Raw genomic sequence first — 22040 nt, forward strand, 5'->3', positions numbered from 1 at the left:
CCGACCGACGGCCGCGTGAGGCAACCCTGCAAGAGTAGCCGTCGGTGACGAGCGATGTCCAATCGCCCCCGACGGCTCGGTACCGGGCTGGTCGGCGCACGAATGGCCGGCCGGACCGACCGGAGGCCCGAGCGGTGTGAAGGTTCGGTGACCGGGCCGGACTCGCGAGCGAGTGGGCGCATGACCGCTTGACGAGGCGAAGTCCGGCAGGCCGTCACAGACGGCAACTGTTCCGGCATGGCGACGTGAAGGATTGCCGCCGTGGCGATGCGGTGTCGGTGTGGGTGATTACGCTGGCGATGGATCTGGGTGGTCGCCGAGATCGTGGTCGCAGCTGGGAGCGGAAGGATGGTGACGGTGCCCGGGGTCCGGGAGGTGCTCGATGGGTCCGCGATGGTCCGGTGGGGACAGCTCTGCCTGATGGGCCTGGAGCGCCACCGCGACGAGATCAACGCGCTGAACGTATTCCCGGTGGCCGACGCGGACACCGGAACCAACCTCCTGGCCACCATGCGCGCCGCGGTCACCGCCGCCCAGGATGCGCTGGGTGCCGCAGACGCACGGCCGGATGAAGCCGATCCCGAATCAACAGGCAGCGCGGTGGACAGCGACGACGCGGGTCGCACCGATGCGAGCGGCGGCAATGGCGGAGTCGTCGAGAGTGGCGGTTGGCCCGACGGTGATGCGGGTGAGGCTCCGGTCGCGATGGCCGGTGCGGGTCGTGGTGACCCGATCGACGGTGATGCGGGCGAGGTCCTTGCCACGATGGCCCGTGCGGGGACGGCCGGGGCGCGGGGGAATTCCGGGATCATCCTGTCCCAGGTGTTGCGGGGGCTTGCGGTTGCGGTGCCCAGCGGGCCGGTGACCGCGCGGAACTTGCGGGAGGCGCTGCGGCGGGCGGCGGTTCTGGTGCGTGCGGCGTTGAGCGACCCCGTCGAGGGCACGATGCTCAGCGTGCTGGAGGCGGCCGCGGATCGGGCGGCGGACTGTCCGGAGACCGAGTTGGGGGAGGTGGCTCGGGCGGCCGCGGACGGCGCGTGCAAGGCGTTGGGTGATACGCCCTCGCAGTTGGGGGTGCTGCGCGCGGCGGGTGTGGTGGATGCCGGGGCACGTGGGCTGCTGGTGGTGCTGGACGCGCTGGTGGCGGTGATCACCGGACAGGCTCCGGCACGGCAGGAGTATCGATCGAACACGGTGTCGGATGTGCCCGAACCTGCCGTGCGGCAAGATCATTCGGTGCCGGGCGATCCGGTGGCGCCGCAGTACGAGGTGATGTACCTGCTGTCCGGGACGACCGGCCCGCGCATCGATGTATTGCGCGAAAGTCTTGCGCGCCTGGGTGATTCGGTGGTCGTGGTGGGCGACGACGAGGACGGCTGGTCGGCGCACGTGCACTGCGCGGATGCGGGCGCGGCCGTGGAGGCGGGGCTGGCCGCGGGCACGCTGAGCCGGATTCGCATCGAGGGATTGATGGTGAATCCGCTTGCCGCGCAAGGATCTTCCGATCGCGGCATCCTCGCGGTCGCGGCGGGCGCGGGTGCCGCGCGGCTGTTCGAGGATTCCGGAGCGACGGTGCTGGACGGCGAGGTCACCGCCGACGTACTGCTCGCCGCGATCCGGCGCATGCCGCAGCGCGAGGTGCTGGTGCTGCCGAACGGTGCGCTGGCCGCACACGAATTGGTCGCGGTCGGTATGGCCGCCCGCAACGGGGCCGTACCCCGGGAGGTGTTGATGCTGCCGAGCGGATCGATGGTGCAGGGCATGGCGGCGCTGGCCGTGCACGACGGCGGCCGGATCGCCGTGGACGACGCGTTCGCCATGTCCGAGGCGGCGGCGGCCACCCGCTGGGGTGCGCTGCGCGTCGCCCGCGAGCGGGCGCTGACCATCGTGGGCACCTGTGCCCGCGGTGACGGACTCGGCCTGGTCGGCAACGATGTCGTGGTCATCGATCCCGAGCCGCGCGCCGCGGCCCGCACCCTGCTGGATCGGATGCTCGGCCTCGGCGGCGAACTGGTCACCCTGCTGCTGGGCGCGGACGCACCGGACGAGCTTGGCGAAGATCTGGCCGAACACATCACAGCGACATTTCCCGGGGTCGAGGTGGTCGCCTACAGCGGCGGTCAGCCCGTGGATCTGGTGCAGATCGGGGTGGAATAACCATGGCGACACTGCGGGACCGGCTCGATCACGTGCTCGGGGTGAAGGCGGCCGACTCACTGGCTGACGCCTTCGACATGCAGACGGTCGAGGATCTGCTGCGGCACTATCCGCTGCGGTATGCCACACAGGGCCAGCCGCTGAGCGAGGAGGCCCCGGAGGAGGGCGCGCACCTGACCCTCGTCGGCGTGGTCACGAAAACCGAACTGCGGCCGATGAAGAACCGCCGCGGCCGGTTGTTGAAGGTCGAACTCGACGCCGGGTCCGCGAAACCGGTCGAGATCACCTTCTTCAACGGTGACAAGGTGAGCTATCTGGTGAAACAGGGTGTGCGAGCGATGATGTCGGGCACCGTGCACTGGTGGCGGCCGGACCGCTGGAATCTGTCGCACCCCTCGTACCTGATCCTGCCCGAGGCCGGGGAGTCGGTGGAGAATCTCACCGCGGTGCGCGGCAGCGGCGATCTGCGCGGACTGGCGCAGAGCGCGAAAGGCGAACAAGGCGTTGATGTCTCGTTCTTCGAGCGCGAGTACATCCCGGTCTACCCGGCGACGGCGAAGGTGCAGAGCTGGGATCTGCTCGCCTGCGTGCGGCAGGTGCTCGATCAGCTGGATCCGATCGATGATCCACTGCCGCAGAATCTTCGGGCCGAACGCGAACTGCTCGCGGTCTCGGACGCGCTGCGCCTGATCCACCTGCCCGAACGCAAGTCCGATATCGAACAGGCAAGGGAGCGTTTGCGTTTCGACGAGGCGCTGGCCCTACAGCTGGTCCTGGCCGAACGCAAGCACGATGCCGAGGGCCGTGCCGCCAAACCCTGCCCGCCCCGGACCGGCGGTATCGCAACGGAATTCGACAAGCGCCTGCCGTTCGAGCTCACCGCGGGACAGCAGCAGGTGATCACGGAGATCTCCGAGGATCTGTCCCGCCCGCACCCGATGCACCGGCTGCTGCAGGGTGAGGTCGGTTCCGGCAAGACCATCGTCGCCCTGCACGCGATGCTGCAGGTCGTCGACGCCGGGCAGCAGTGTGCGCTGCTCGCACCCACCGAAGTGCTTGCCGCCCAGCACTATCGGTCGTTGCGCGGGATGCTCGGCGAGCTCGGCACGGCCGGCGAGCTGGGCGCGGCGGACGATGCCACCAAGGTCGTGCTGATGACCGGCTCGATGTCCGCGAGTGCGAAGAAGGCCGCGCTGCTGGACGCGGTGACCGGCGAGGCCGGAATCGTCATCGGCACGCACGCGCTGATCCAGGACAACGTCGAATTCCTCGACCTGGGCATGGTGATCGTCGACGAACAGCACCGCTTCGGCGTGGAGCAGCGGGATGCGTTGCGCGCCAAGGCCGCACCGGGCGTCAGTCCGCATCTGCTGGTGATGACCGCGACCCCGATCCCGCGCACCATCGCCATGACCACCCTGGGCGATCTGGAGACCTCGACACTGACCGAACTGCCGCGCGGACGCTCACCCATCACCACCCGGGTGGTGCCCGCCAGAATGCATCCGAAATGGGTGGACCGGGCCTGGGAGCGGATCCGCGAGGAGGTCGGGCAGGGCCGTCAGGCCTACGTGGTGTGCTCGCGGATCGGCGAGGAGGAGGACAAGCCGAAGGCCAAGGGGCGCAAGGCGAAACCGGAGGAGGAGAAGGAGGGGCCGACCACACATGCGGCCCGGGACGTCTACGAGACGCTCTCGGCCGGTGCGCTGGCGGGCCTGCGGGTCGGGCTGCTGCACGGGCGGCTGCCGAGCGACGAGAAGGACGCGGTCATGCGCGCGTTCAACGACGGTGAGATCGATGTGCTGGTGTGCACCACCGTCGTCGAGGTGGGCGTGGACGTGCCCAACGCGACGGTCATGGTGATCGTGGACGCCGACCGCTTCGGCGTGAGCCAGCTGCATCAGCTGCGCGGCCGCGTCGGGCGCGGCAAGCATCCCGGACTGTGCCTGCTGATCACCGAGACCTCCCCGATGGGTACGGCGATGGCCCGGCTCGAGGCGGTCGCGGGCACCCTGGACGGATTCGAATTGTCGGTACTGGATCTGCGCCAGCGCCGGGAGGGCGACGTCCTCGGCTCGGCCCAGTCCGGCACCGCGCGGTCGCTGCGCCTGCTGTCGCTGCTCGACGATCTCGAGGTGATCAGCGCCGCGCAGGAGCTCGCTCGTGAGATCGTCGAATCGGATCCGGGACTGGCGCGTCATCCCGGCCTGGCGACGATGATGCGCGCGGCGGTCGACGGCGAACGCCTGGAGTACCTGGCCAAGTCGTAGTCGGGTCCGGCCCGGGCGGCGGTGTCACCCGGTGGTGACTCGTTCCGGTTCGGCGGGTGCGAGCGGTGAGTCCGTCGCGGTGTCCCAACTGGGTCGGGGTGTATGTGGCGAGGCTTGGCTGTGGTGATCTGGTTCGGCCGGGTGGGTGTGCGGGTGGTGGGCTCGATTCGCGGTGATCTGGCGGGGCCGGGCCGGTGTGCGAGTGACGAGCCGGGTCGGGAACATGTCCGTGCGGGTGAGATGCTCCGACGGCGAAATGCTTCGGTCGGGCGGGGGCGGTGGGCGTAAGCGTTGGAGACTCGGCCGGGCGCGGGCGTCAGCGGGACGGCCGACCCTGGATGCGCGCGGGCGTCGGCGGGGTGCGGGCGTTGTAAAGGAAAGGAGCGGCGGTTCTGTGGTCGCGATAGATTTCGGGCGGGTGCGCAGGGGCGCGATACCGCAGTTGTTCTCGCGGGTGCCGGTGTGGCAGGGCATCGGCGGGATGCCGCCGACGTTGCTGGTGCTGGCGGGCATCGTCAGCGTGCAGGTGGGTGCGGCGCTGGCCACCGAATTGTTCGCCGCGACGGGCCCCGCCGGTGCGGTGAGCCTGCGGCTGTTCTTCGCCGGGGTCGTCCTGCTGGTGTTCTGGCGTTCCTCGTTGCGGATCGAACGTCGGGCGCTGCCGGTCGTCCTCGGATACGGCGCGGTACTGGCGCTGATGAACCTGTCCTTTTACGAGGCGATCGATCGTATTCCGCTCGGCATGGCCGTGACCCTCGAATTCCTGGGTCCGCTGGCGGTGGCCCTGGCCGGCTCGCGGCGCTGGATCGATCCGGTGTGGGCGGTTCTGGCCGGGGCCGGGGTGCTGTTGCTGACGAGGGCGGCCGGGCATGTGCCCTGGCTGGGTGTGCTGCTGGCGCTGGGGGCGGCGACCTGCTGGGCCGGTTACATCCTGCTCGGTGCGAAACTCGGCGAGAAGACAAGCGGCGGTGGGGGATTGGCGGTGGCGATGGCGTTCGGCGGAGTGCTCATGGCGCCGGTGGGCATCGCGGGTGCGGGGACCGCGCTGCTGCATCCGTCGGTGCTGGCGGCCGGTTTCGGAGTCGCGATGCTGTCCTCGGTGCTGCCGTATTCGGTCGAGCTCGAGGCGCTGCGCCGGATTCCGCCGCGGGTGTTCGGAGTGCTGATGAGTCTCGAACCCGCCGTCGCGGCCATGGCCGGATTACTCGTGCTGGGCCAGCAGATGAGCCTGCCGCAGTGGGGCGGGATCGCGTGCGTCGTGGCGGCGTCGGCGGGCGCGACACGCACCGGGCGGGGAGATCACGTCTGAGGGCGTGCGCGGTGAACGTCGGAACGGTGCGCATGCTGGAGCCGAGCGTCGGTGAAAGGGCGTGAGCCGGTCGTCAGCGGATCGCGCGCGGATAGGGCAGGTCGACCGACGTGGTCTCGGTGACCGCCAGCGGCCTGCCGATCTGCGGGAAGGCGCGCTGCGGGCAGGAGGAACGCTCGCACACCTTGCAGCCCGCACCGATCGGGACCGCGGCCGACGGGTCGTCCAGTTGCAGCCCGTGCGAGTAGACCAGCCGGTCGGCGTATTCGATATCGCAGCCGAGGCCGATGGCGAATTCCTTGGTGGCCGTGCTGAATCCGCGCGGTGCGGGCTGGGTGGTGCGCGCCACCCAGAGATAGCGGCGGCCGTCGGGCATCGCGGCGACCTGGGTGAGCACCCGGCCCGGATTCGCGAACGCCTCGTGCACCACCCACAGCGGGCAGCTGCCGCCGACGCGGGAGAAGTGGAACGCGGTCGCGGACTGTCGTTTGGAGATGTTCCCGGCGCGATCGGTGCGCACGAAGAAGAACGGCACACCGCGCTGTCCCTGCCGCTGCAGGGTGCTCAGGCGATGGCAGACGGTTTCGAAGCCCACCTCGAAGCGCAGTCCGAGGAGATCTATGTCATAGCGCAGTTCTTCGGCCGAGCGCAGAAATTTTCCGTACGGAAGTACCAGTGCACCGGCGAAGTAGTTGGCCAGCCCGACCCGGGCCAGTGCGCGTGATTCGCCGGTCAGCGAGGGCGTCCCGGCGATCACCTCGTCCAGCAGCGGCCCGTACAGCAGGAACGCCAGCGTCGTGGCGATCTGGAAGGCGCGCTGTCCCGGACGCAGCCGTCGTGCCAGGGTGAGGGTGCGGCTGTCCGGATCGTAATGCCGTTTGGGTATGGCCGGATCGGCCCCGTCGCCGCGGACCAGCACGGTCACCCGCGCACGTTCCTCCGCGACGCGGGCCAGCTGGCGATCCAGGGAGCCGATCGTCAGGTTGGATTCCTCGAACAGCTGCTCGGCGGCCAGATCCAGCTGGGCGATGTGATTGTGGTGGTCGTAGAAGAAGTCGCGCACATCCTCGTAGGGCATCGGCACCCCGGGCGCACCGGTCGGGGTGGCGACCTTGGAGGAGAGCAGATCGAGCTGATCGGTGGCCGCGCGCAGGCGGCGATGCATGGCGACGATGGTCTTGGCGACCTCGGGCAGGCGGGTGGCCAGATCCTCGACCTCGGCGGCGGGCGGTGCGGTGCCGCCGGCGGCTTCGACCAGAACCTCGTGCAGATCCGAGACCAGGCGCGCGTCGGAGTCCGCGGCGAAGAACTGCACATCAAGATCGAAGGTCGAATTCAGTTTCAGCAGAACGGGAATGGTGAGCGGCCGCTGGTCGCGCTCGAGCTGATTGAGATAGCTGGGCGAGAGCTCGAGGGACTTTGCCAGGGCGGCTTGCGTCATCCGCCGTTCCTCGCGCAATCGCCGGAGTCGGGCACCCGCATACATCTTGCGCACGTGCAAGATGGTACCCACGACATTCGCAATCGTTGCAACATCTTCGGCCATGTCTGCCGGCAATCTGCCGTGCCCGCGACTTCGGCCGATATTACCGATGCGTAGTGTGCGAATCCGGCGTGGTCGACCAGGCGCGGGAAGTGGCCGCATACCGGCGCCGGTCCTGGGCCGACGCGCCTTTCGGTGAAGGTAACCGATGATGAGCCGTGCCGCCGGTACCTCTCGTCCCGCCGCGACCGATCCGCTCGCGTTGTCCGGATGATTCCGGACTCGCATTCGGTCGATGCACAGTGACGTATCGTCGCGATGTCGGGTCGCGCACCGGCCGTATCCGGCCCCGGTGAGCGTTCGGTCGAACCTGTTACAGTTTGCGCAGGCCCATATTCGGGCAGGTACCTTTATCGGATGTTCTCCAAAGTGCTCGTCGCCAACCGCGGGGAAATCGCCATTCGGGCGTTCCGTGCCGCCTACGAACTCGGCGTCGGGACCGTCGCGGTATTTCCCTACGAGGATCGCAACTCGGTACACCGGCTCAAGGCCGACGAGGCTTATCAGATCGGCGTGCCCGGCCACCCGGTCCGGGCCTACCTGTCGATCCCGGAAATCATCAAAGCCGCCAAGACGGCCGGGGCCGATGCGATCTATCCCGGATACGGATTCCTGTCGGAGAATCCCGATCTGGCCGCGGCGTGCGCACGTGAGGGCATCACCTTCATCGGCCCCTCGTCCGATGTACTCGAACTGACCGGTAACAAGGCCCGTGCGATTGCCGCCGCACGAGCGGCCGGTCTGCCGGTGCTGTCCTCGAGCGAGCCGTCCTCGGATGTTTCCGAACTGCTGGCCGCGGCGGAGACGATGGAATTCCCGATCTTCGTCAAGGCCGTCGCGGGCGGTGGCGGGCGCGGTATGCGGCGGGTCGCGGATCGCGCCCAGTTGCGCGAGGCCATCGAAGCGGCCGCTCGCGAGGCCGAATCGGCCTTCGGCGATCCGACGGTGTTCCTCGAGCAGGCGGTGATCAATCCCCGCCATATCGAGGTGCAGATCCTGGCCGACGGGCGCGGCGGTGTGATCCACCTGTTCGAGCGCGACTGTTCGCTGCAGCGGCGGCATCAGAAGGTCATCGAACTCGCGCCCGCGCCGAACCTGGATCCCGCACTGCGCGAGCGCATCTGCGCCGATGCTGTGGCCTTCGCCCGGCAGATCGGTTACAGCTGCGCGGGTACCGTGGAATTTCTGCTGGACGAGCGCGGCAATCACGTCTTCATCGAGATGAATCCCCGTATCCAGGTGGAACATACGGTGACCGAGGAGATCACCGATGTCGATCTGGTCGCCGCGCAGCTGCGCATCGCGGCGGGGGAAACCCTGGAATCGCTCGGCCTGAGCCAGGATTCGATCAGTATTCACGGCGCGGCATTGCAGTGCCGGATCACGACCGAGGATCCGGCCAACGGATTCCGGCCCGACACCGGGCGGATCACCGCGTACCGCAGTCCCGGCGGCAGCGGTATCCGGCTGGACGGCGGTGCCAATCTTGGCGCCGAGGTCGCCGCGCATTTCGACTCGATGCTGGTCAAACTCACCTGTCGCGGAAGGGATTTCGCCACGGCCGTGGCACGGGCGCGACGGGCGGTCGCCGAATTCCGGATTCGCGGCGTGACGACGAACATCCCGTTCCTGCAAGCGGTTCTGGACGATCCGGATTTCCGGGCCGGGCGGATCACCACCTCGTTCATCGACGAGCGGCCGCATCTGCTGACCCAGCGCGGTTCAGCGGACCGCGGTACCAAGATCCTGAACTATCTGGCCGACATCACCGTCAACAAGCCGCACGGTGATCGGCCCACGGCGGTCTACCCGCAGGACAAGCTGCCCGCGCTGGATCTGACCGTGCCGCCGCCGGACGGTTCGCGGCAGCGGCTGTTGAAGTTGGGCCCCGAGGGTTTCGCGCAGGCGCTGCGGCAGCAGAGCGGAATCGCGGTGACCGACACCACCTTCCGTGATGCGCATCAGTCGCTGCTGGCCACCCGCGTGCGTACCAGCAGTCTGCTGCAGGTCGCCGGGCATGTGGCGCGGATGACGCCGGAGTTGCTGTCGATCGAATGTTGGGGCGGGGCAACGTACGACGTGGCGTTGCGGTTCCTGCACGAGGATCCGTGGGATCGCTTGGCGGCGTTGCGCGAGGCCGTGCCGAACATCAATCTGCAGATGCTGTTGCGTGGCCGCAATACGGTCGGGTACACGCCGTATCCGGAAAAGGTAACGCGCGCATTCGTTTCCGAGGCCGCCGAGACCGGTATCGATATCTTCCGGATCTTCGACGCGTTGAACAACGTCGATCAGATGCGTCCGGCGATCGACGCGGTGCGCGAGACCGGGACCACGATCGCGGAAGTCGCGTTGTCCTATACCGGTGACCTGTCGGATCCGAACGAGGATCTGTACACCCTGGACTACTACCTGAAGTTGGCCGAGCAGATCGTCGAGGCGGGCGCGCACATCATCGCCATCAAGGACATGGCCGGGTTGCTGCGCGCACCCGCGGCGCACGCCCTGGTCACGGCGTTGCGCAGCAATTTCGATCTGCCGGTGCACGTGCATACGCACGACACTCCGGGCGGGCAGCTGGCGACGTATCTGGCCGCCTGGCAGGCCGGGGCCGATGCGGTGGACGGCGCGAGTGCGCCGATGGCCGGGACCACCTCGCAGCCCGCGTTGTCGGCGATCGTCGCCGCGTCGGCGAATTCGCCGTACGACAGCGGGATCAACCTGCAGAACGTGTGTGATCTGGAGCCGTACTGGGAGGCGTTGCGAAAGGGCTACGCGCCCTTCGAATCCGGGCTGCCCAGTCCTACCGGGCGCGTATACGAGCACGAGATCCCGGGCGGCCAGCTGTCGAATCTGCGGCAGCAGGCCATCGCGCTGGGCCTGGGCGATCGGTTCGAGGAGGTGGAGGCGAAATACGCTGCGGCGGACCGGCTCCTGGGCCGCCTGGTGAAGGTGACCCCGTCCTCGAAGGTGGTCGGCGATCTGGCGCTGTCGCTGGTCGGTTCCGGGGTGACGGTCGACGACTTCGCCGCCGATCCCGGCCGCTACGACATTCCCGATTCGGTGATCGGTTTCCTGCGTGGGGAACTCGGCACGCCCGCGGGCGGATGGCCCGAGCCGTTCCGCAGTCGCGCGCTGGCCGGTCGCGGACCGGCCAAACCGGAGACCGAACTCACCGCGCAGGAGGAGGCCGGGCTGAACGGCGATTCGGCGCTGCGTCGAGGGACGTTGAACCGCTTGCTGTTTCCCGGTCCGACAGCCGAATTCCTGGAGCACCGCGAGAAATTCGGCGATACGTCGGGCCTGTCCACGAACCAGTACTTCTACGGTCTGCGACACGGCGAGGAGCATCGGGTCCAGCTGGAGAAGGGCGTCACGCTGCTCATCGGCCTCGAGGCGATCTCCGAACCCGACGAGCGCGGTATGCGCACGGTGATGTGCATCCTGAACGGCCAGTTGCGCCCGGTCCAGGTGCGCGACCGCTCGATCGCCAGCGAGGTTCCCGCCGCGGAGAAGGCCGACAAGTCGGACCCGGGGCATATCGCCGCACCCTTCGCGGGTGTGGTCACCCTGGTCGTCTCCGAGGGCGACACCATCTCCGCGGGTGACACCATCGGCACCATCGAGGCGATGAAGATGGAGGCCGCCATCACCGCTCCCCGCGCGGGCACCGTGGCCCGCGTCGCCATCGGCCGGGTGCAGCAGGTGGAGGGCGGCGACCTGCTGGTGAACGTCCGCGTGAACGAGACCGCCGCGGAGTGAACCAGCGTCGGCGGGGTGCGTCCCGGTGACTCGGATCGTGGCCGGGTCGGCCGGCGGGCGGCGTTTGCGGGTGCCGCCCGCCGGGACTCGGCCGACGTCGGATCGGGTTCGTGAGGCGTTGTTCAGCATGCTTTGCGCCCGAATGGATTTCGACGGAATTCGGGTGCTCGACCTCTACGCGGGCTCGGGCGCGCTGGGACTGGAGTCGTTGTCCCGCGGCGCATCCCACGCCCTGCTGGTCGAGTCCGATCGCAAGGCCGCATCGGTGGTCCGCGGCAATATCGCCGATCTGGGGCTGCCCGGCGGCGAATTGCGTATCGGCACAGTATCTTCCGTACTGTCCACCACCCCGCCCGAACCGTACGACCTGGTCCTGTCCGATCCGCCGTACGCCCTGGAGGGCGACCGGATAACCGCCGACCTGACCGCACTCGTCACCAACGGCTGGCTCCACCCCGACGCCCTCGTCGTCGTGGAACGCGCCACCCGTTCTCCCGAAACCTCCTGGCCCGCAGGCTTTTCCCCACACCGCCCCCGTCGCTACGGCGAAACCCGCATCGAGTCCGCCGACTACGAACCGTGAGCTGTCCGGGTGACCCCCGAGTCGATCTCATCAGCCCGGATACGACGTCGTAGGAACACGTGTCGTCGCGGCAAGCGCCACGTGCGAGTGGCAGACGAGTGCCGATCCCGGCTGACGGAATCGGCGTTCGCATTGGCTTCCACACGCAGCCTGCCCCCGGGCGACACCGTCGGGGAGAAATGATGATGTTGTTCGACAACATGAGCCTCCCGCTGACGTTCACCGCCAACGGCAGCACGTGGCAAATCCTTCGCCGGTGATCAAGGCGGTCCTGGCGATGTGGCGGGGTGAGGCGCGGCTTTCCGCAGCTCGAGTTGTCGGCGCGGAACCGGTACTACAGGGCGGTGTTCACAGGAGTGACTCGGCGGCAGCGGCGGCTATGGCGGTGGCGACGGAGGTGAGGGCGGGGGAGTCCAGACGCCACTGCTGCCAGTGCAGCGCGACGTCGATGTGCATGGATTCGTCGATGGTGACCAGGGCATTCGCGTAGTCGCGGGTGGCGATCTGGAGGTCGGGGAGCAGGCCCCAGCCCAGGCCGAGGCGGACGGCTTCGGCGTAGCCGGAGGTGGCGGGGATGTAGTGCCGGGGCGGGTCCACGGGACGGCGGGTGCGGCGGCGCATCAGGCGGTCCTGGAGGTCGTCGTTGCGGTCGAACATGATCACCGGGGCCGTGGCGAAGGCGCGTGGGGTCGCGCCGTCGGGGAACCAGGTGCGGGCGAATTCCGGAGTCGCCATGGGGCGGTAGCGCATCGCGCCGAGCCGGCGTACCCGGCAGCCCTGCACCGGCTGGGCGGTGGCGGTGATGGCGGCCATGACGGTGCCGTTGCGCAGCAGGCGGGTGGTGTGTTCCTCGTCCTCGCGGTGGATTTCGAAGCAGACCCCCGGCGGTGCGGCGGACAGTGCGGGCATCACCCAGGTCTCCAACGAGTCCGCGTTGACCGCGATCGGCAGCCGGACGCGCCGGTCGACCTCGGGCCCGGCCGCACCGTATTCACTTGCGGCAGTGCCGAGTTCGCGTGCGGTATCACCGGTCAGCAATTCGATCTGACGGGCCAGGCGCAGCACCGCGAGCCCGGATTCGGTGGGGCGCACGGGTTTCGTGCGTTGCAGCAGGATGCGCCCGACCGCGCGTTCGAGCGCCTTGATGCGCTGGCTGATCGCCGACGGGGTCACTCGCAGCCGCCGCGCGGCCGCCTCGAAGGTCCCCTCGGCGACGGCCGCGTCCAGCGCCCGGAGCTGATCCAGCTGCAGATCCATATCAAGAAATTGTAATGATCGGTGAAAAACATTAGCTGGTCTGGTCGATGGGCCACACTTAGCGTGGAGCCGGTGAATACGTCGTCGGCTGTGCAGGCCGCCCTGTCGGGCCTGGGTTTCGGACTCTCGCTGATCGTGGTGATCGGCGCGCAGAACACCTTCGTGCTGCGGCAGGGCATCCGTCGCGAACATGTGCTCGCCGTGGTGGCGGTCTGCGCGATATCGGATGTGGTGCTGATCGCCGCGGGGGTGGCCGGGCTCGGCGCGATCATCCGGTCGGCGCCCGCGGTGCTGGTCGCGGCGCGGTACGCCGGGGCGGCCTTCCTGATCGGCTACGGGATCCTGGCGGCGCGGCGGGCGCTGTCGCCGGGCGCGATCACCGGGGAACCGTCCGGAGCGTCGGTGGCGCTGGGCGCGACGTTGCTCACCTGCCTCGCGATGACCTGGCTCAATCCGAACGTCTACCTCGACACCGTGGTCCTGCTGGGTTCGTTCGCCAGCACCTACGCGGGCGCGTACCGGTGGTTCCTGGCCGCCGGGGCGATGCTCGGCAGCATCCTGTGGTTCACCGGTCTCGGCTTCGGTGCTCGCCTGCTCGGTCCGCTGTTCGCCCGCCGAACCGCTTGGCGCGCACTGGATTCGGTGATCGCGCTGATCATGTTCACCTTCGGAGCCCTGCTCGTGCTACAGCATTGATCAGGGCGGTCGGCGCCGGTGCGCGAGTCAGTGCGCGGCCTCGGTGAAGCCCAGCAGCTGATCCAGTGGCCAGGTGTTGATGACGCGCTTCGCATTCACACCGTTGGCCAGTGCCCGCGCGCACCCGTACCCCTGCCAATCCAGCTGACCGGGCGCGTGGGCGTCGGTGTCGATGGAGAAGAGGCACCCCATCTCGACGGCCAGCCGGATCAGCCGTCCGGGCGGATCGCGGCGTTCCGGGCGGCTGTTGATCTCCACGGCGGTCCCGAAACGTCGGCACGCCTCGAAGACGACCTCGGCGTCGAACTCCGATTCCGGGCGGACGCCGCGCTCACCCTCAACCAGCCGCCCGGTGCAGTGCCCGAGGACGTCCACGTCCGGATTCGCGACCGCGGTGACCATGCGCCGGGTCATGGTCGCGCGGTCCGCCCGCAGATTCGAATGCACGCTCGCCACGACGATGTCGAGTTCGGCGAGCAGATCCGCGCGCTGATCGAGTGAACCGTCGTCGAGGATGTCGACCTCGATGGCGGTGAGGATGCGGAACGGCGCGAGCCGCTCGTTGAGCTCGGCGACCACGTCGAGCTGACGGCGCAGCCGGTCCGCGGACAGTCCGTTGGCGACCCGCAGCCGCGGCGAATGATCGGTCAGCGCACAGTATTCGTGCCCCAGCGCCATCGCCGTGCGCATCATCTCCTCGATCGGACTGCCGCCGTCGGACCAGTCCGAATGCGTATGCAGATCGCCACGCAGCTGCCCGCGCAACTCCGCACCCTCGGGCGCGATCGGCCTTGCCGCCGAACGCGATTCGGCCAATTTCGCGGGCACCTCACCGGCGCACGCCTGCGCGATCACGCTCGCGGTCTTCGGCCCGATCCCCGAAATATCCTGCCAGCCACCGCTTTTCCGAAACCGCTCGAACTCCGCCTCCGACAGCGCCGCCACCGCATCGGCCGCCCGCCGATAGGCTTTCACCCGATGCGTCTGCGCCCGCTCGCGCTCCATCCAGAACGCGATCTCCCGAAGCGCCGCCGCTACTTTCAGCATCCCGGACGCCTCATCTGGTGATGACATCTGCACCTCCGACACGCTGAAGTCACGGGGAGGCGGGGGAGATCCGCACATACTTGAGGAAAGCCACGCCGTCCTCGAATACGCGGCTGGTCAGCACCCGGAATCGATTCGGTGTTGGCAGCCGCGATCCGGCCCCGAACAGCGGCCGTCCGCTGCCAAGCACGATCGGATGCAGCTTCAGGAAGATCTGATCGATCTCCGGCAGCAGCGCCTGGGCGAGCTCGCCGCCCCCGCACAACCAGATGCCAAGGCCCGGTTCACGTTTGAGCTGCCGGACCCGCGAGCGGGGATCGGCGGCGATGAGTTCGACGTCCGGATCGGGATTCTCGGGCAGTGTGGTGGACACCACGAATTGGCGCAGATGCGCGTACGGGCTCGAGGTTCCGGTGCGCACGCCGAAATCGTGCGTCCGGCGGCCCATCAGGACCGTATCGAAGGTTGCCCCGGGTTTGTCCAAGCCGTGGGCCTCACGCACCTTCGTCGGCAGGGTTTCCGGGTACTGCGCGGTGACCACCGGGACGTGGTCACCGCCGACGGGGAAGAAATCCACCGAACCGTCGTCGGTGGCGATGAATCCGTCGATCGTCGAGGCGACGTAGTAGGTCAGTTTGCGCATCTGTCCTCCTCAACAGCCGGGATGGGCCGTAGTGACGACGGTAGCGCGGGCAAATCCGCAGCCGCCGGGTTTTGCGCAGCTAACGTCGTGGGCGGGGCTGACAGCGCGGGCAGGAGTAGGAGGACCGGTTCATGAATTTCTCCCGCCGGATCGGCGCACCGCACCGGCGGCACGGTTCGTCCTCGCGCCCGTAGGCGGCCAGGGAGCGTTCGAAATAGCCGGATTGCCCGTTCACGTTGACGTACAGCGCGTCGAAGGAGGTGCCACCGGCGTGCAACGCCTCGGACATCACCGCCTGCACTTCGGCGAGCAGCCCGTGCAGAGCAGGACGGGTGAGTCTGGCCGCGATGCGCTCGCCGTGGATGCGCGCCCGCCACAGCGCCTCGTCGGCGTAGATGTTGCCGATCCCCGACACCACGGTCTGATCCAGCAGGACCCGTTTCACATCGGATTGTTTGGCACGCATCGCGCGCACCACAGCGTCCGGGTCGAACAGCGGATCCAGCGGATCGCGCGCGATATGCGCGACCGCCACGGGCAACGAGGTGCCGTCGACCTCGACCAGCGGGTGCAGCGCCCAACCGCCGAAGGTGCGCTGATCCACGAACCGCAGCTGCGCACCCGTATCGAGGGTCGCCACGATGTGCGCGTGCTTCTCCAGCGGGGCGTCGGCGGGCTGGACCAGCATCTGCCCGCTCATGCCGAGATGCACCACGAGCGCGGTGTCCGGATCGTCGAAGGTCAGCCAGAGGAATTTGCCGCGGCGCTGGGCCGATTCGACCCGCAGACCCGATATCCGCGCCGACAGATCATCCCCGCCGAGCACATGCCTGCGCACCGAGCGGGGATGTTTCACCGTGACGGATTCGACGATATGACCGACCACATGATCGGCGAGGCCGCGCCGGACGACCTCGACCTCGGGAAGTTCGGGCATCTACCCCTCGTTGAGAGATTGCCAGGCCGCCCCGGCGGCCTTCTGTTCGGCTTCCTTCTTGGACCGGCCGACACCCGAGCCGTATGCCTGACCACCGATCACCGCGGTCGCGGTGAACTCCTTGTCGTGGTCCGGGCCGGTCGAGGTGATCTCGTACGCGGGCACGCCGATGCCGCGTTCGGCGGTCAGCTCCTGCAGGCTGGTCTTCCAGTCCAGGCCCGCGCCCATGCGGGGACCGCGCTCGAGCAGTCCGGCGAACAGGCGCAGCACCACCTCGCGCGCCACCCCGATGCCGTGATCGAGATGGACCGCGCCCAGCAGCGATTCCATCCCGTCGGCCAGGATGCTCGGCTTGTCGCGACCGCCGGTCATCTCCTCGCCCTTGCCCAGCAGCAGATGACGGCCCAGGCCGCCCTCGCCCAGGCCGCGGGCGACCTCGGCGAGCGCGTGCATGTTCACCACGCTGGCACGCAACTTCGCGAGCTCACCCTCGGACTTGTCCGGATGCTCGAGATACAGCCGCTCGGTGATGCTCAGGCCCAGAACCGAATCGCCCAGGAATTCCAGGCGCTCGTTGGTGGGCAGACCACCGTTCTCGTACGCATATGAACGGTGGGTGAGGGCCAGACGCAGCAGATCCGCGCGTAGATCGACGCCGAGTGCCTCGAGCAGGCTCGTATGGTCGGCGGACTCACCCACGGCGGGAACGTCCGCGCGGTCCTTACTGGCGGTCACTTCTGCGCTGCCGGTGCGATCAAACCGCCGAGGCGACCTGGCGGCCCTTGTAGGTGCCGCAGTTCGGGCACGCGATGTGCGGCAGGGTCTTCTCGCCGCAGGCCCGGTTCGGGCAGGTGATCAGGGTTGGCGCGGTGGCCTTCCACTGGCTGCGCCGGGAGCGGGTGTTGGAACGGGACATCCGGCGCTTCGGAACGGCCACGACTGCTTCTCCTTAAGGTTCTCTCCCGCCGGACCCGGTCCGGGCCCGCGGGAAATCCGTCTACGTCTAATTGAGGTCGGCGGCGGTGCCGCCGGTACCGGGGGATTCGGCCGTGAAATCGGCGAGCCCCGCCCAGCGAGGATCCAGTATCTCATGCCGATGGTCCGAACCCGCAATCGCCATCCGCACACCGCATTCGGCGCACAATCCGGGGCAGTCCGGTTCGCACAGCGGTTGCAGCGGAAGTTCCAGGCCGATCATGTCCGTGACCACCGGTTCCAGGTCGATCATGTCGTCGACCAGGCGGTAGATCTCGTCCTCTTCGGTGGTCTGTTCTGTGGCGCTGTCCGGATAGGCGAACAGTTCGGTCACCTGCAGCACGATCTCGTCGGTGAACGATTCCAGGCAGCGCGAGCACTCCCCGGCGATCGGCGCGACCACCGAACCGGTGACCAGCACACCCTCCGAGACCGATTGCAGCGCCAGGTCCATATCCACCTCGGCCCCGGCCGGAATGCCGACCAGGTCCAGCCCGATCCTGTCCGGCACGGTCACCGCGCGCTGCAGTGTCTTCATCGAGCCCGGTTTGCGTCCGAGGCTGCGTGTATCCAGCACGAAACCCGCGTCGCTCGGACGACGACGCGTACCGGAACGGGAGTCGGCGGGCATCACGAACTCACTTCACCTGTAGGTATGGATGGGTAACCAGTCCACGATACCGAATGCGCATGGTCGATCCGAAATCGCCTCGATATCGCGGGCTGCCCGCGTTGTCAGCGGCGGAAGTCCCCGGCGTAATCCGGGATGCCCGTGCCGGTGCGCAGCTGATGCCGCCCGCGGTCCACGATGCGCATCGTGCCGTGCAGGATCTCCTCGAAATCGGCGAGCTTACCGTCGACGTACTGGTCGCACTCGCCGCGCAACCGGTCCGCCTCGGCCTGCGCCGAATCGATCAGCCGCGCGGACTCGGCGTGCGCGGCCCGCACCACCTCGGTCTGCTGGACCAGCCGATCCTGTTCGGCCTGGCCCTCGGCGACCGACCGTTCGTAGGAGGACTGCCCCGCGGCGATCATTCGCTCGGACTCCGTACGCGCGCGTCCGGTGACGGCCTCGAATTCGGCCTTGCCCTCGGCGACGATCCGTTCGGCCTCCGCGGTGGCGGTGGCGACCATGTGATCCGCGTGCGCGCCGGCCTCAGCGACCATGCGATCGGCATGGGCCTTGGCGTCGGCGAGGATGCGGTCGGCCTCCTCGCGGGCGGCGGACACGGTCTGGTCGGCCTGGGCGTTGGCGCTGGTGACGGTGTTCTCGGCGGAGTCGGTGGCGTCGTTGACGATCCTGTCGCGGTGATCGAGGACGTCCTGTGCGTCGTCCAGTTCACCCGGAATCGCCTCGCGCACGTCGTCCAGGAGTTCGAGCACGTCACCGCGGGGGATGATGCAGTTGCGCGTGGGAGGGATCCCGCGTGCCTCTTCGACGATCGCGACGAGTTCGTCGAGTGCCTCGAATACGCGGTACATCTGCTGACCCCACTCTCCTGCCGAACCTGCGATGGCGAACATCTCTGCCGTCGTAGCCCAGTGTGCCTCGCATCACCGGCCCCCAGCGGGTTCGGTGGCGGTGTGTCGGCTGGGTGTTTCCTATGCCACACAATCAAGTGGAGGAAATCTCTCCGTTTGGTGCTAAATTCTTACCGAGCGGTAGATCAGCCGGGCCTCGGTCCGGCGATGTCTCGATCGGAATGACGATGGCTGTCCTGTATCCGGCAGATCCGGGCGTGGGGGTGACCCCCGAGCCCGAGTTCGCTGTATCCACCGACCCTGCGCGGACCGTGACCACCCGGCTTCGTGGTGCGTTCGGACTGTTCGGGGAATATCTGCGTAGCGACAGGTGGCTGGCCCAGCTGATCCGCTTCGCCCTCGTCGGCGGCCTGAGCAATGTCGGGTACTTCCTGCTGTTCATGGCCTGCTACGGCGGTGGGCCGCAGGTGGCCAATCTGATCGGGTCGGTCGTGAGTACCGCGATCGCCAACGAACTGCATCGTCGACTGACCTTCCACGCCGCCGGTCGCGTCGGCTGGCTGACCGCCCAGATAGAGGGGGGCGGTCTGGCCCTGGCCGGGTTGGCGATCACGTCGGCGGCGCTGGCCCTGCTGGACGTGGTGGTCCCGGGGATGGGTGATATCGCCGAGGCGATCGCCGTCATCGTGATCACCGCGGCAGTGGGGACCCTGCGCTTCCTGAGCCTGCGGCTGTGGGTCTTCTGACCCGCGGATCCTGTTAGCGTTTCCTCATGGCTGGAGCACTGTGCCCCGGATCGTTCGATCCGGTGACGAATGGACATCTGGACGTCTTCGCCCGCGCGGCAGCGCAATTCGACGAGGTCGTCGTGACGGTGATGATCAACAAGAACAAGCAGGGCATGTTCACCGTGGACGAGCGCATCGAGATGTTGCGCGAGGTCACCGCCGATCTGCCGAACGTCCGGGTGGAATCCTGGTACGGCCTGCTGGTCGACTTCGCCCGCGAACAGGGCGTCAGCGCCATCGTCAAGGGTCTGCGCGATGCCACCGACTTCGGCTACGAGCTGCAGATGGCACAGATGAACAAGAAGCTCTCGGGCGTCGACACCTTCTTCATCGCGACCAACCCGGTCTACAGCTTCCTGTCCAGCTCCCTGGTGAAGGAGGTCGCCACCTTCGGCGGCGACGTCACCGACATGCTTCCGCCCGGAGTGCACAAGCGCCTGCTGGCCCGGCTCGCCGAACGTCGCGGCTGAGCGCTACTTCGTCTCGATCCGGTGCGGCACGAATGTGCTGGAGTCGTCGGTGATGAGGCCCGGGGTTTCGCGGATGCCCAGGCCCGCGGACTCGTCGCCGACGATCCACGCGCCCAGGACCGGGCGCATGCCGTCGAAATCCGGTAGCGGATCGAGCAATTGGTAGACGTAGCCCTCTTCGCCGTAGACGCCGCCGGTGGAGGTCTCCATGCCGCCGCCGACGATGGTCATATTCGCGCCCTCGCGGCCGAGTTTGGGTTTGCGGATGTATTCGGTGAGCTCGTGCGGCTCATCGATGTAGGCGGGCAACAGGTTCGGGTGGCCGGGGTACATCTCCCACAGCACCGCGAGCAGAGCCTTGTTGGACAGCAGGGCCTTCCACAGCGGCTCGATCCACATGGTCTCCGGCAGTGAGTCGACCACGCGCTTGCCGAAGTCGTCGTCCAGGGCCCATTCCCACGGATACAACTTGAAGATCGATTCGATCGGCGCCTCGGCCAGATCCACGAAGCGTTCCAGTTCGCTGTCCCAGCCGATCTCCTCGATCGGCAGCGCGACGGTGTCGAATCCGGCCTCGGCGGCGGTCTCCTGCATATAGGCCGTGGTGACGTTGTCCTCGCCGCTGCCGTCGGCCGAGGACCAGGTGAAGTGCAGTGCGCCCCTCGGGAGTTGGGTACGCAACTTCGCCCAGCGCTCGACGAGCTTCTCGTGCAACGAATTCCACTGATCGTCACCTTCGTGGACGTCGGTGAGCCAGTGCCACTGCACGATCGCCGCCTCGAGCAGCGAGGTCGGCGTATCGGCGTTGTACTCCAGCAGTTTCGCCGGACCGCGGCCGTCGTAGCGCAGATCGAAGCGGCCGTAGACGAAAGGATCCGAGCGGCGCCAGGATTCGGCGATCGGTCCCCAACTCCATTCGGGCAGACCGAAATCGGCGAACCGCTCGGTCAGCACGACCTGTTCGGCGGCGTGCAGGCACATCGTGTGCAGCACCTCGACCTGCGCTTCCATCGCCAGGATCTCGTCCAGATCGAATGCGTAGTGCACCGATTCGTCCCAGTACGGGCGTGGCTGCCCGTTCACGTCGCGGCCGGGCGAGCCGAATACCAGGCCCTGATCGGCGATGATCCGCTGCCAGCTGGCCCGCGGCCGCTCGCGCACCCGGCGCATCTATGAACCTCCCGACTTTCCGCCGCTACTGGAACCCAGGCCACCGCGAATCACGGTGCCGCTCTTGGTACTGACGTGCGCATTGGACGGTGCGCTGAAGCTGCCGCCGGTCGGCGGGCGGCCGACGTAGTTGTTGGCGCCGCCGTAGTAGTAGCGGTACTGGTGGCCGTTGAAGAAGAACACCGCGGGCAGTCCGCTGTGGTACGCGCCGGTGCTGGTGGCGTAGTTCTGCGCCGCGACGCAGTCGTTGTCGTCGACGACGGTCTGCTGGCCGCTGTCGTCGGTGGTGCAGTAGGCGGTGACATCGGGCTCGGACGTCTGGCAGGCCAGATAGCCTGCGCCGACCACCGCGGCCACGCCGACGATCGCCGCGCCGCCGATGAGTGCTCGCTTGCGTTTGCGCTGTTTGTCCTCGAGGGCGAGTGCGGCCGCGCGTTCGGCCTCCTCGGCTCGTTTGCGCGCCTTGTCCCGCGCTCGCGCCTCGGCGACCGTCGGCGGGCGGGGTTGGGTGACGCCCGGTTCCTGACGTTCGATGCGGCCGCGCGGCGAATCGGCGGGAGGATCGTCGGGCGGGGGATAGATCACACCGCCGACGTCGGGAGCCGCGGGTTGGGCGCTGACCTTCGTTTCGTCGGGCGCGTCGAGGCGCGGCGCGGTCGCCGTTGGATCCGGATCGTCTGAACCGGATGTCCCGGCCGCGGACTCCTCGGAGCCGCCCGCAGCCGTTCTCGGAAACGAGTCTGCGCCGGGCAGGGGGGTGGTCGGGTTCGGCATGCCTGGGAGTGGCTGCGTCGGTCGGGGTTCGGCGAAGCCCGGCACCTTCTGTCCGGGGGGCTTCACGCGTCCGGTGTGCTCGGAATCCTCGGTGGGTGAACCGTCCGACTCGCCGGGGTCGGGGTTGTAGCGCCCCATACCCGGATGTTCCGTTGCCACCGATCTACTCCCTGTTCC

19 protein-coding genes are annotated in these 22040 nt (G+C 68.1%); 8 read left to right on the forward strand and 11 right to left on the reverse strand.

Going from position 1 to position 22040, the window contains the following annotated elements:
- Positions 1-348: 348 nt before the first annotated feature.
- The 3 genes from NM2_RS16515 (at position 349) to NM2_RS52585 (ending at position 5736) form a co-directional block, all read left to right on the forward strand.
- Positions 349-2157, forward strand: coding sequence for a DAK2 domain-containing protein (locus NM2_RS16515; protein ID WP_067669497.1), 1809 nt, complete (start codon positions 349-351; stop codon positions 2155-2157).
- A gap of 2 nt (positions 2158-2159) precedes the next feature.
- Positions 2160-4427 (forward strand): ATP-dependent DNA helicase RecG, encoded by a 2268-nt coding sequence (recG, locus tag NM2_RS16520; protein ID WP_067669499.1) that lies wholly within the window; start codon positions 2160-2162, stop codon positions 4425-4427.
- Between the two features lie 394 nt (positions 4428-4821).
- Positions 4822-5736 carry an EamA family transporter gene (locus NM2_RS52585; protein WP_281182446.1) on the forward strand — a complete coding sequence of 305 codons (915 nt, stop codon included), beginning with the start codon at positions 4822-4824 and terminating at the stop codon, positions 5734-5736.
- A 73-nt stretch (positions 5737-5809) separates the two neighbouring features.
- On the opposite strand, the gene NM2_RS16530 is transcribed toward NM2_RS52585, so the two are convergent.
- Entirely contained in the window at positions 5810-7282 is a 1473-nt protein-coding gene (locus NM2_RS16530; protein ID WP_067669502.1) for a short-chain fatty acyl-CoA regulator family protein, read from the reverse strand.
- 354 nt (positions 7283-7636) lie between these two features.
- Between NM2_RS16530 and NM2_RS16535 the strand changes: the two genes are divergently transcribed.
- Together NM2_RS16535 and rsmD are read left to right on the forward strand one after the other, a co-directional pair.
- Positions 7637-11041, forward strand: a complete 3405-nt coding sequence (locus NM2_RS16535) for a pyruvate carboxylase (protein WP_067669504.1) — start codon at positions 7637-7639, stop codon at positions 11039-11041.
- 25 nt (positions 11042-11066) lie between these two features.
- Entirely contained in the window at positions 11067-11624 is a 558-nt protein-coding gene (rsmD, locus tag NM2_RS16540) for a 16S rRNA (guanine(966)-N(2))-methyltransferase RsmD (RefSeq protein WP_067669506.1), read from the forward strand.
- A gap of 348 nt (positions 11625-11972) precedes the next feature.
- Here rsmD and NM2_RS16545 read toward each other — a convergent pair whose 3' ends face one another.
- On the reverse strand, positions 11973-12881 hold the full coding sequence (locus tag NM2_RS16545; protein WP_067669508.1) for a LysR family transcriptional regulator ArgP: 909 nt from the start codon (positions 12879-12881) through the stop codon (positions 11973-11975).
- Positions 12882-12953: 72 nt separating this feature from the next.
- Here NM2_RS16545 and NM2_RS16550 point away from each other — a divergent pair, with 72 nt between their 5' ends.
- Positions 12954-13577 (forward strand): LysE/ArgO family amino acid transporter, encoded by a 624-nt coding sequence (locus tag NM2_RS16550; RefSeq protein ID WP_067669681.1) that lies wholly within the window; start codon positions 12954-12956, stop codon positions 13575-13577.
- Between the two features lie 27 nt (positions 13578-13604).
- Here the strand turns inward: NM2_RS16550 and NM2_RS16555 are convergent, their stop codons facing one another.
- The 7 genes from NM2_RS16555 to NM2_RS16585 form a co-directional block, all read right to left on the reverse strand.
- Positions 13605-14651: a PHP domain-containing protein gene (locus NM2_RS16555; RefSeq protein WP_084531117.1), complete on the reverse strand. Its 1047-nt coding sequence runs from the start codon at positions 14649-14651 to the stop codon at positions 13605-13607.
- 22 nt (positions 14652-14673) lie between these two features.
- Entirely contained in the window at positions 14674-15267 is a 594-nt protein-coding gene (locus tag NM2_RS16560; protein ID WP_067669512.1) for a dihydrofolate reductase family protein, read from the reverse strand.
- A gap of 79 nt (positions 15268-15346) precedes the next feature.
- Positions 15347-16204 (reverse strand): bifunctional DNA-formamidopyrimidine glycosylase/DNA-(apurinic or apyrimidinic site) lyase, encoded by an 858-nt coding sequence (gene mutM / locus NM2_RS16565; protein ID WP_067669514.1) that lies wholly within the window; start codon positions 16202-16204, stop codon positions 15347-15349.
- Entirely contained in the window at positions 16205-16939 is a 735-nt protein-coding gene (rnc, locus tag NM2_RS16570; RefSeq protein ID WP_067669516.1) for a ribonuclease III, read from the reverse strand. It lies immediately after the preceding gene.
- 19 nt (positions 16940-16958) lie between these two features.
- A complete protein-coding gene (rpmF, locus tag NM2_RS16575; RefSeq protein ID WP_040826295.1) occupies positions 16959-17141 on the reverse strand; it encodes a 50S ribosomal protein L32 in 183 nt (60 codons plus the stop codon).
- Between the two features lie 66 nt (positions 17142-17207).
- Positions 17208-17810 carry a YceD family protein gene (locus tag NM2_RS16580; RefSeq protein WP_174575641.1) on the reverse strand — a complete coding sequence of 201 codons (603 nt, stop codon included), beginning with the start codon at positions 17808-17810 and terminating at the stop codon, positions 17208-17210.
- A 104-nt stretch (positions 17811-17914) separates the two neighbouring features.
- Entirely contained in the window at positions 17915-18661 is a 747-nt protein-coding gene (locus NM2_RS16585; protein WP_067669518.1) for a DivIVA domain-containing protein, read from the reverse strand.
- Positions 18662-18882: 221 nt separating this feature from the next.
- Between NM2_RS16585 and NM2_RS16590 the strand changes: the two genes are divergently transcribed.
- Positions 18883-19407 carry a GtrA family protein gene (locus NM2_RS16590; RefSeq protein WP_067669520.1) on the forward strand — a complete coding sequence of 175 codons (525 nt, stop codon included), beginning with the start codon at positions 18883-18885 and terminating at the stop codon, positions 19405-19407.
- Positions 19408-19433: 26 nt separating this feature from the next.
- Positions 19434-19919, forward strand: coding sequence for a pantetheine-phosphate adenylyltransferase (coaD, locus tag NM2_RS16595; protein ID WP_067669522.1), 486 nt, complete (start codon positions 19434-19436; stop codon positions 19917-19919).
- A gap of 3 nt (positions 19920-19922) precedes the next feature.
- On the opposite strand, the gene NM2_RS16600 is transcribed toward coaD, so the two are convergent.
- A complete protein-coding gene (locus tag NM2_RS16600) occupies positions 19923-21089 on the reverse strand; it encodes a glutathionylspermidine synthase family protein (protein WP_067669524.1) in 1167 nt (388 codons plus the stop codon).
- Entirely contained in the window at positions 21090-22022 is a 933-nt protein-coding gene (locus NM2_RS51665) for a hypothetical protein (RefSeq protein ID WP_245718065.1), read from the reverse strand.
- Between the last annotated feature and the right edge of the window lie 18 nt (positions 22023-22040).

It is taken from the genome of Nocardia miyunensis NBRC 108239, from assembly GCF_001613065.1.
GTDB lineage: Bacteria > Actinomycetota > Actinomycetes > Mycobacteriales > Mycobacteriaceae > Nocardia > Nocardia miyunensis.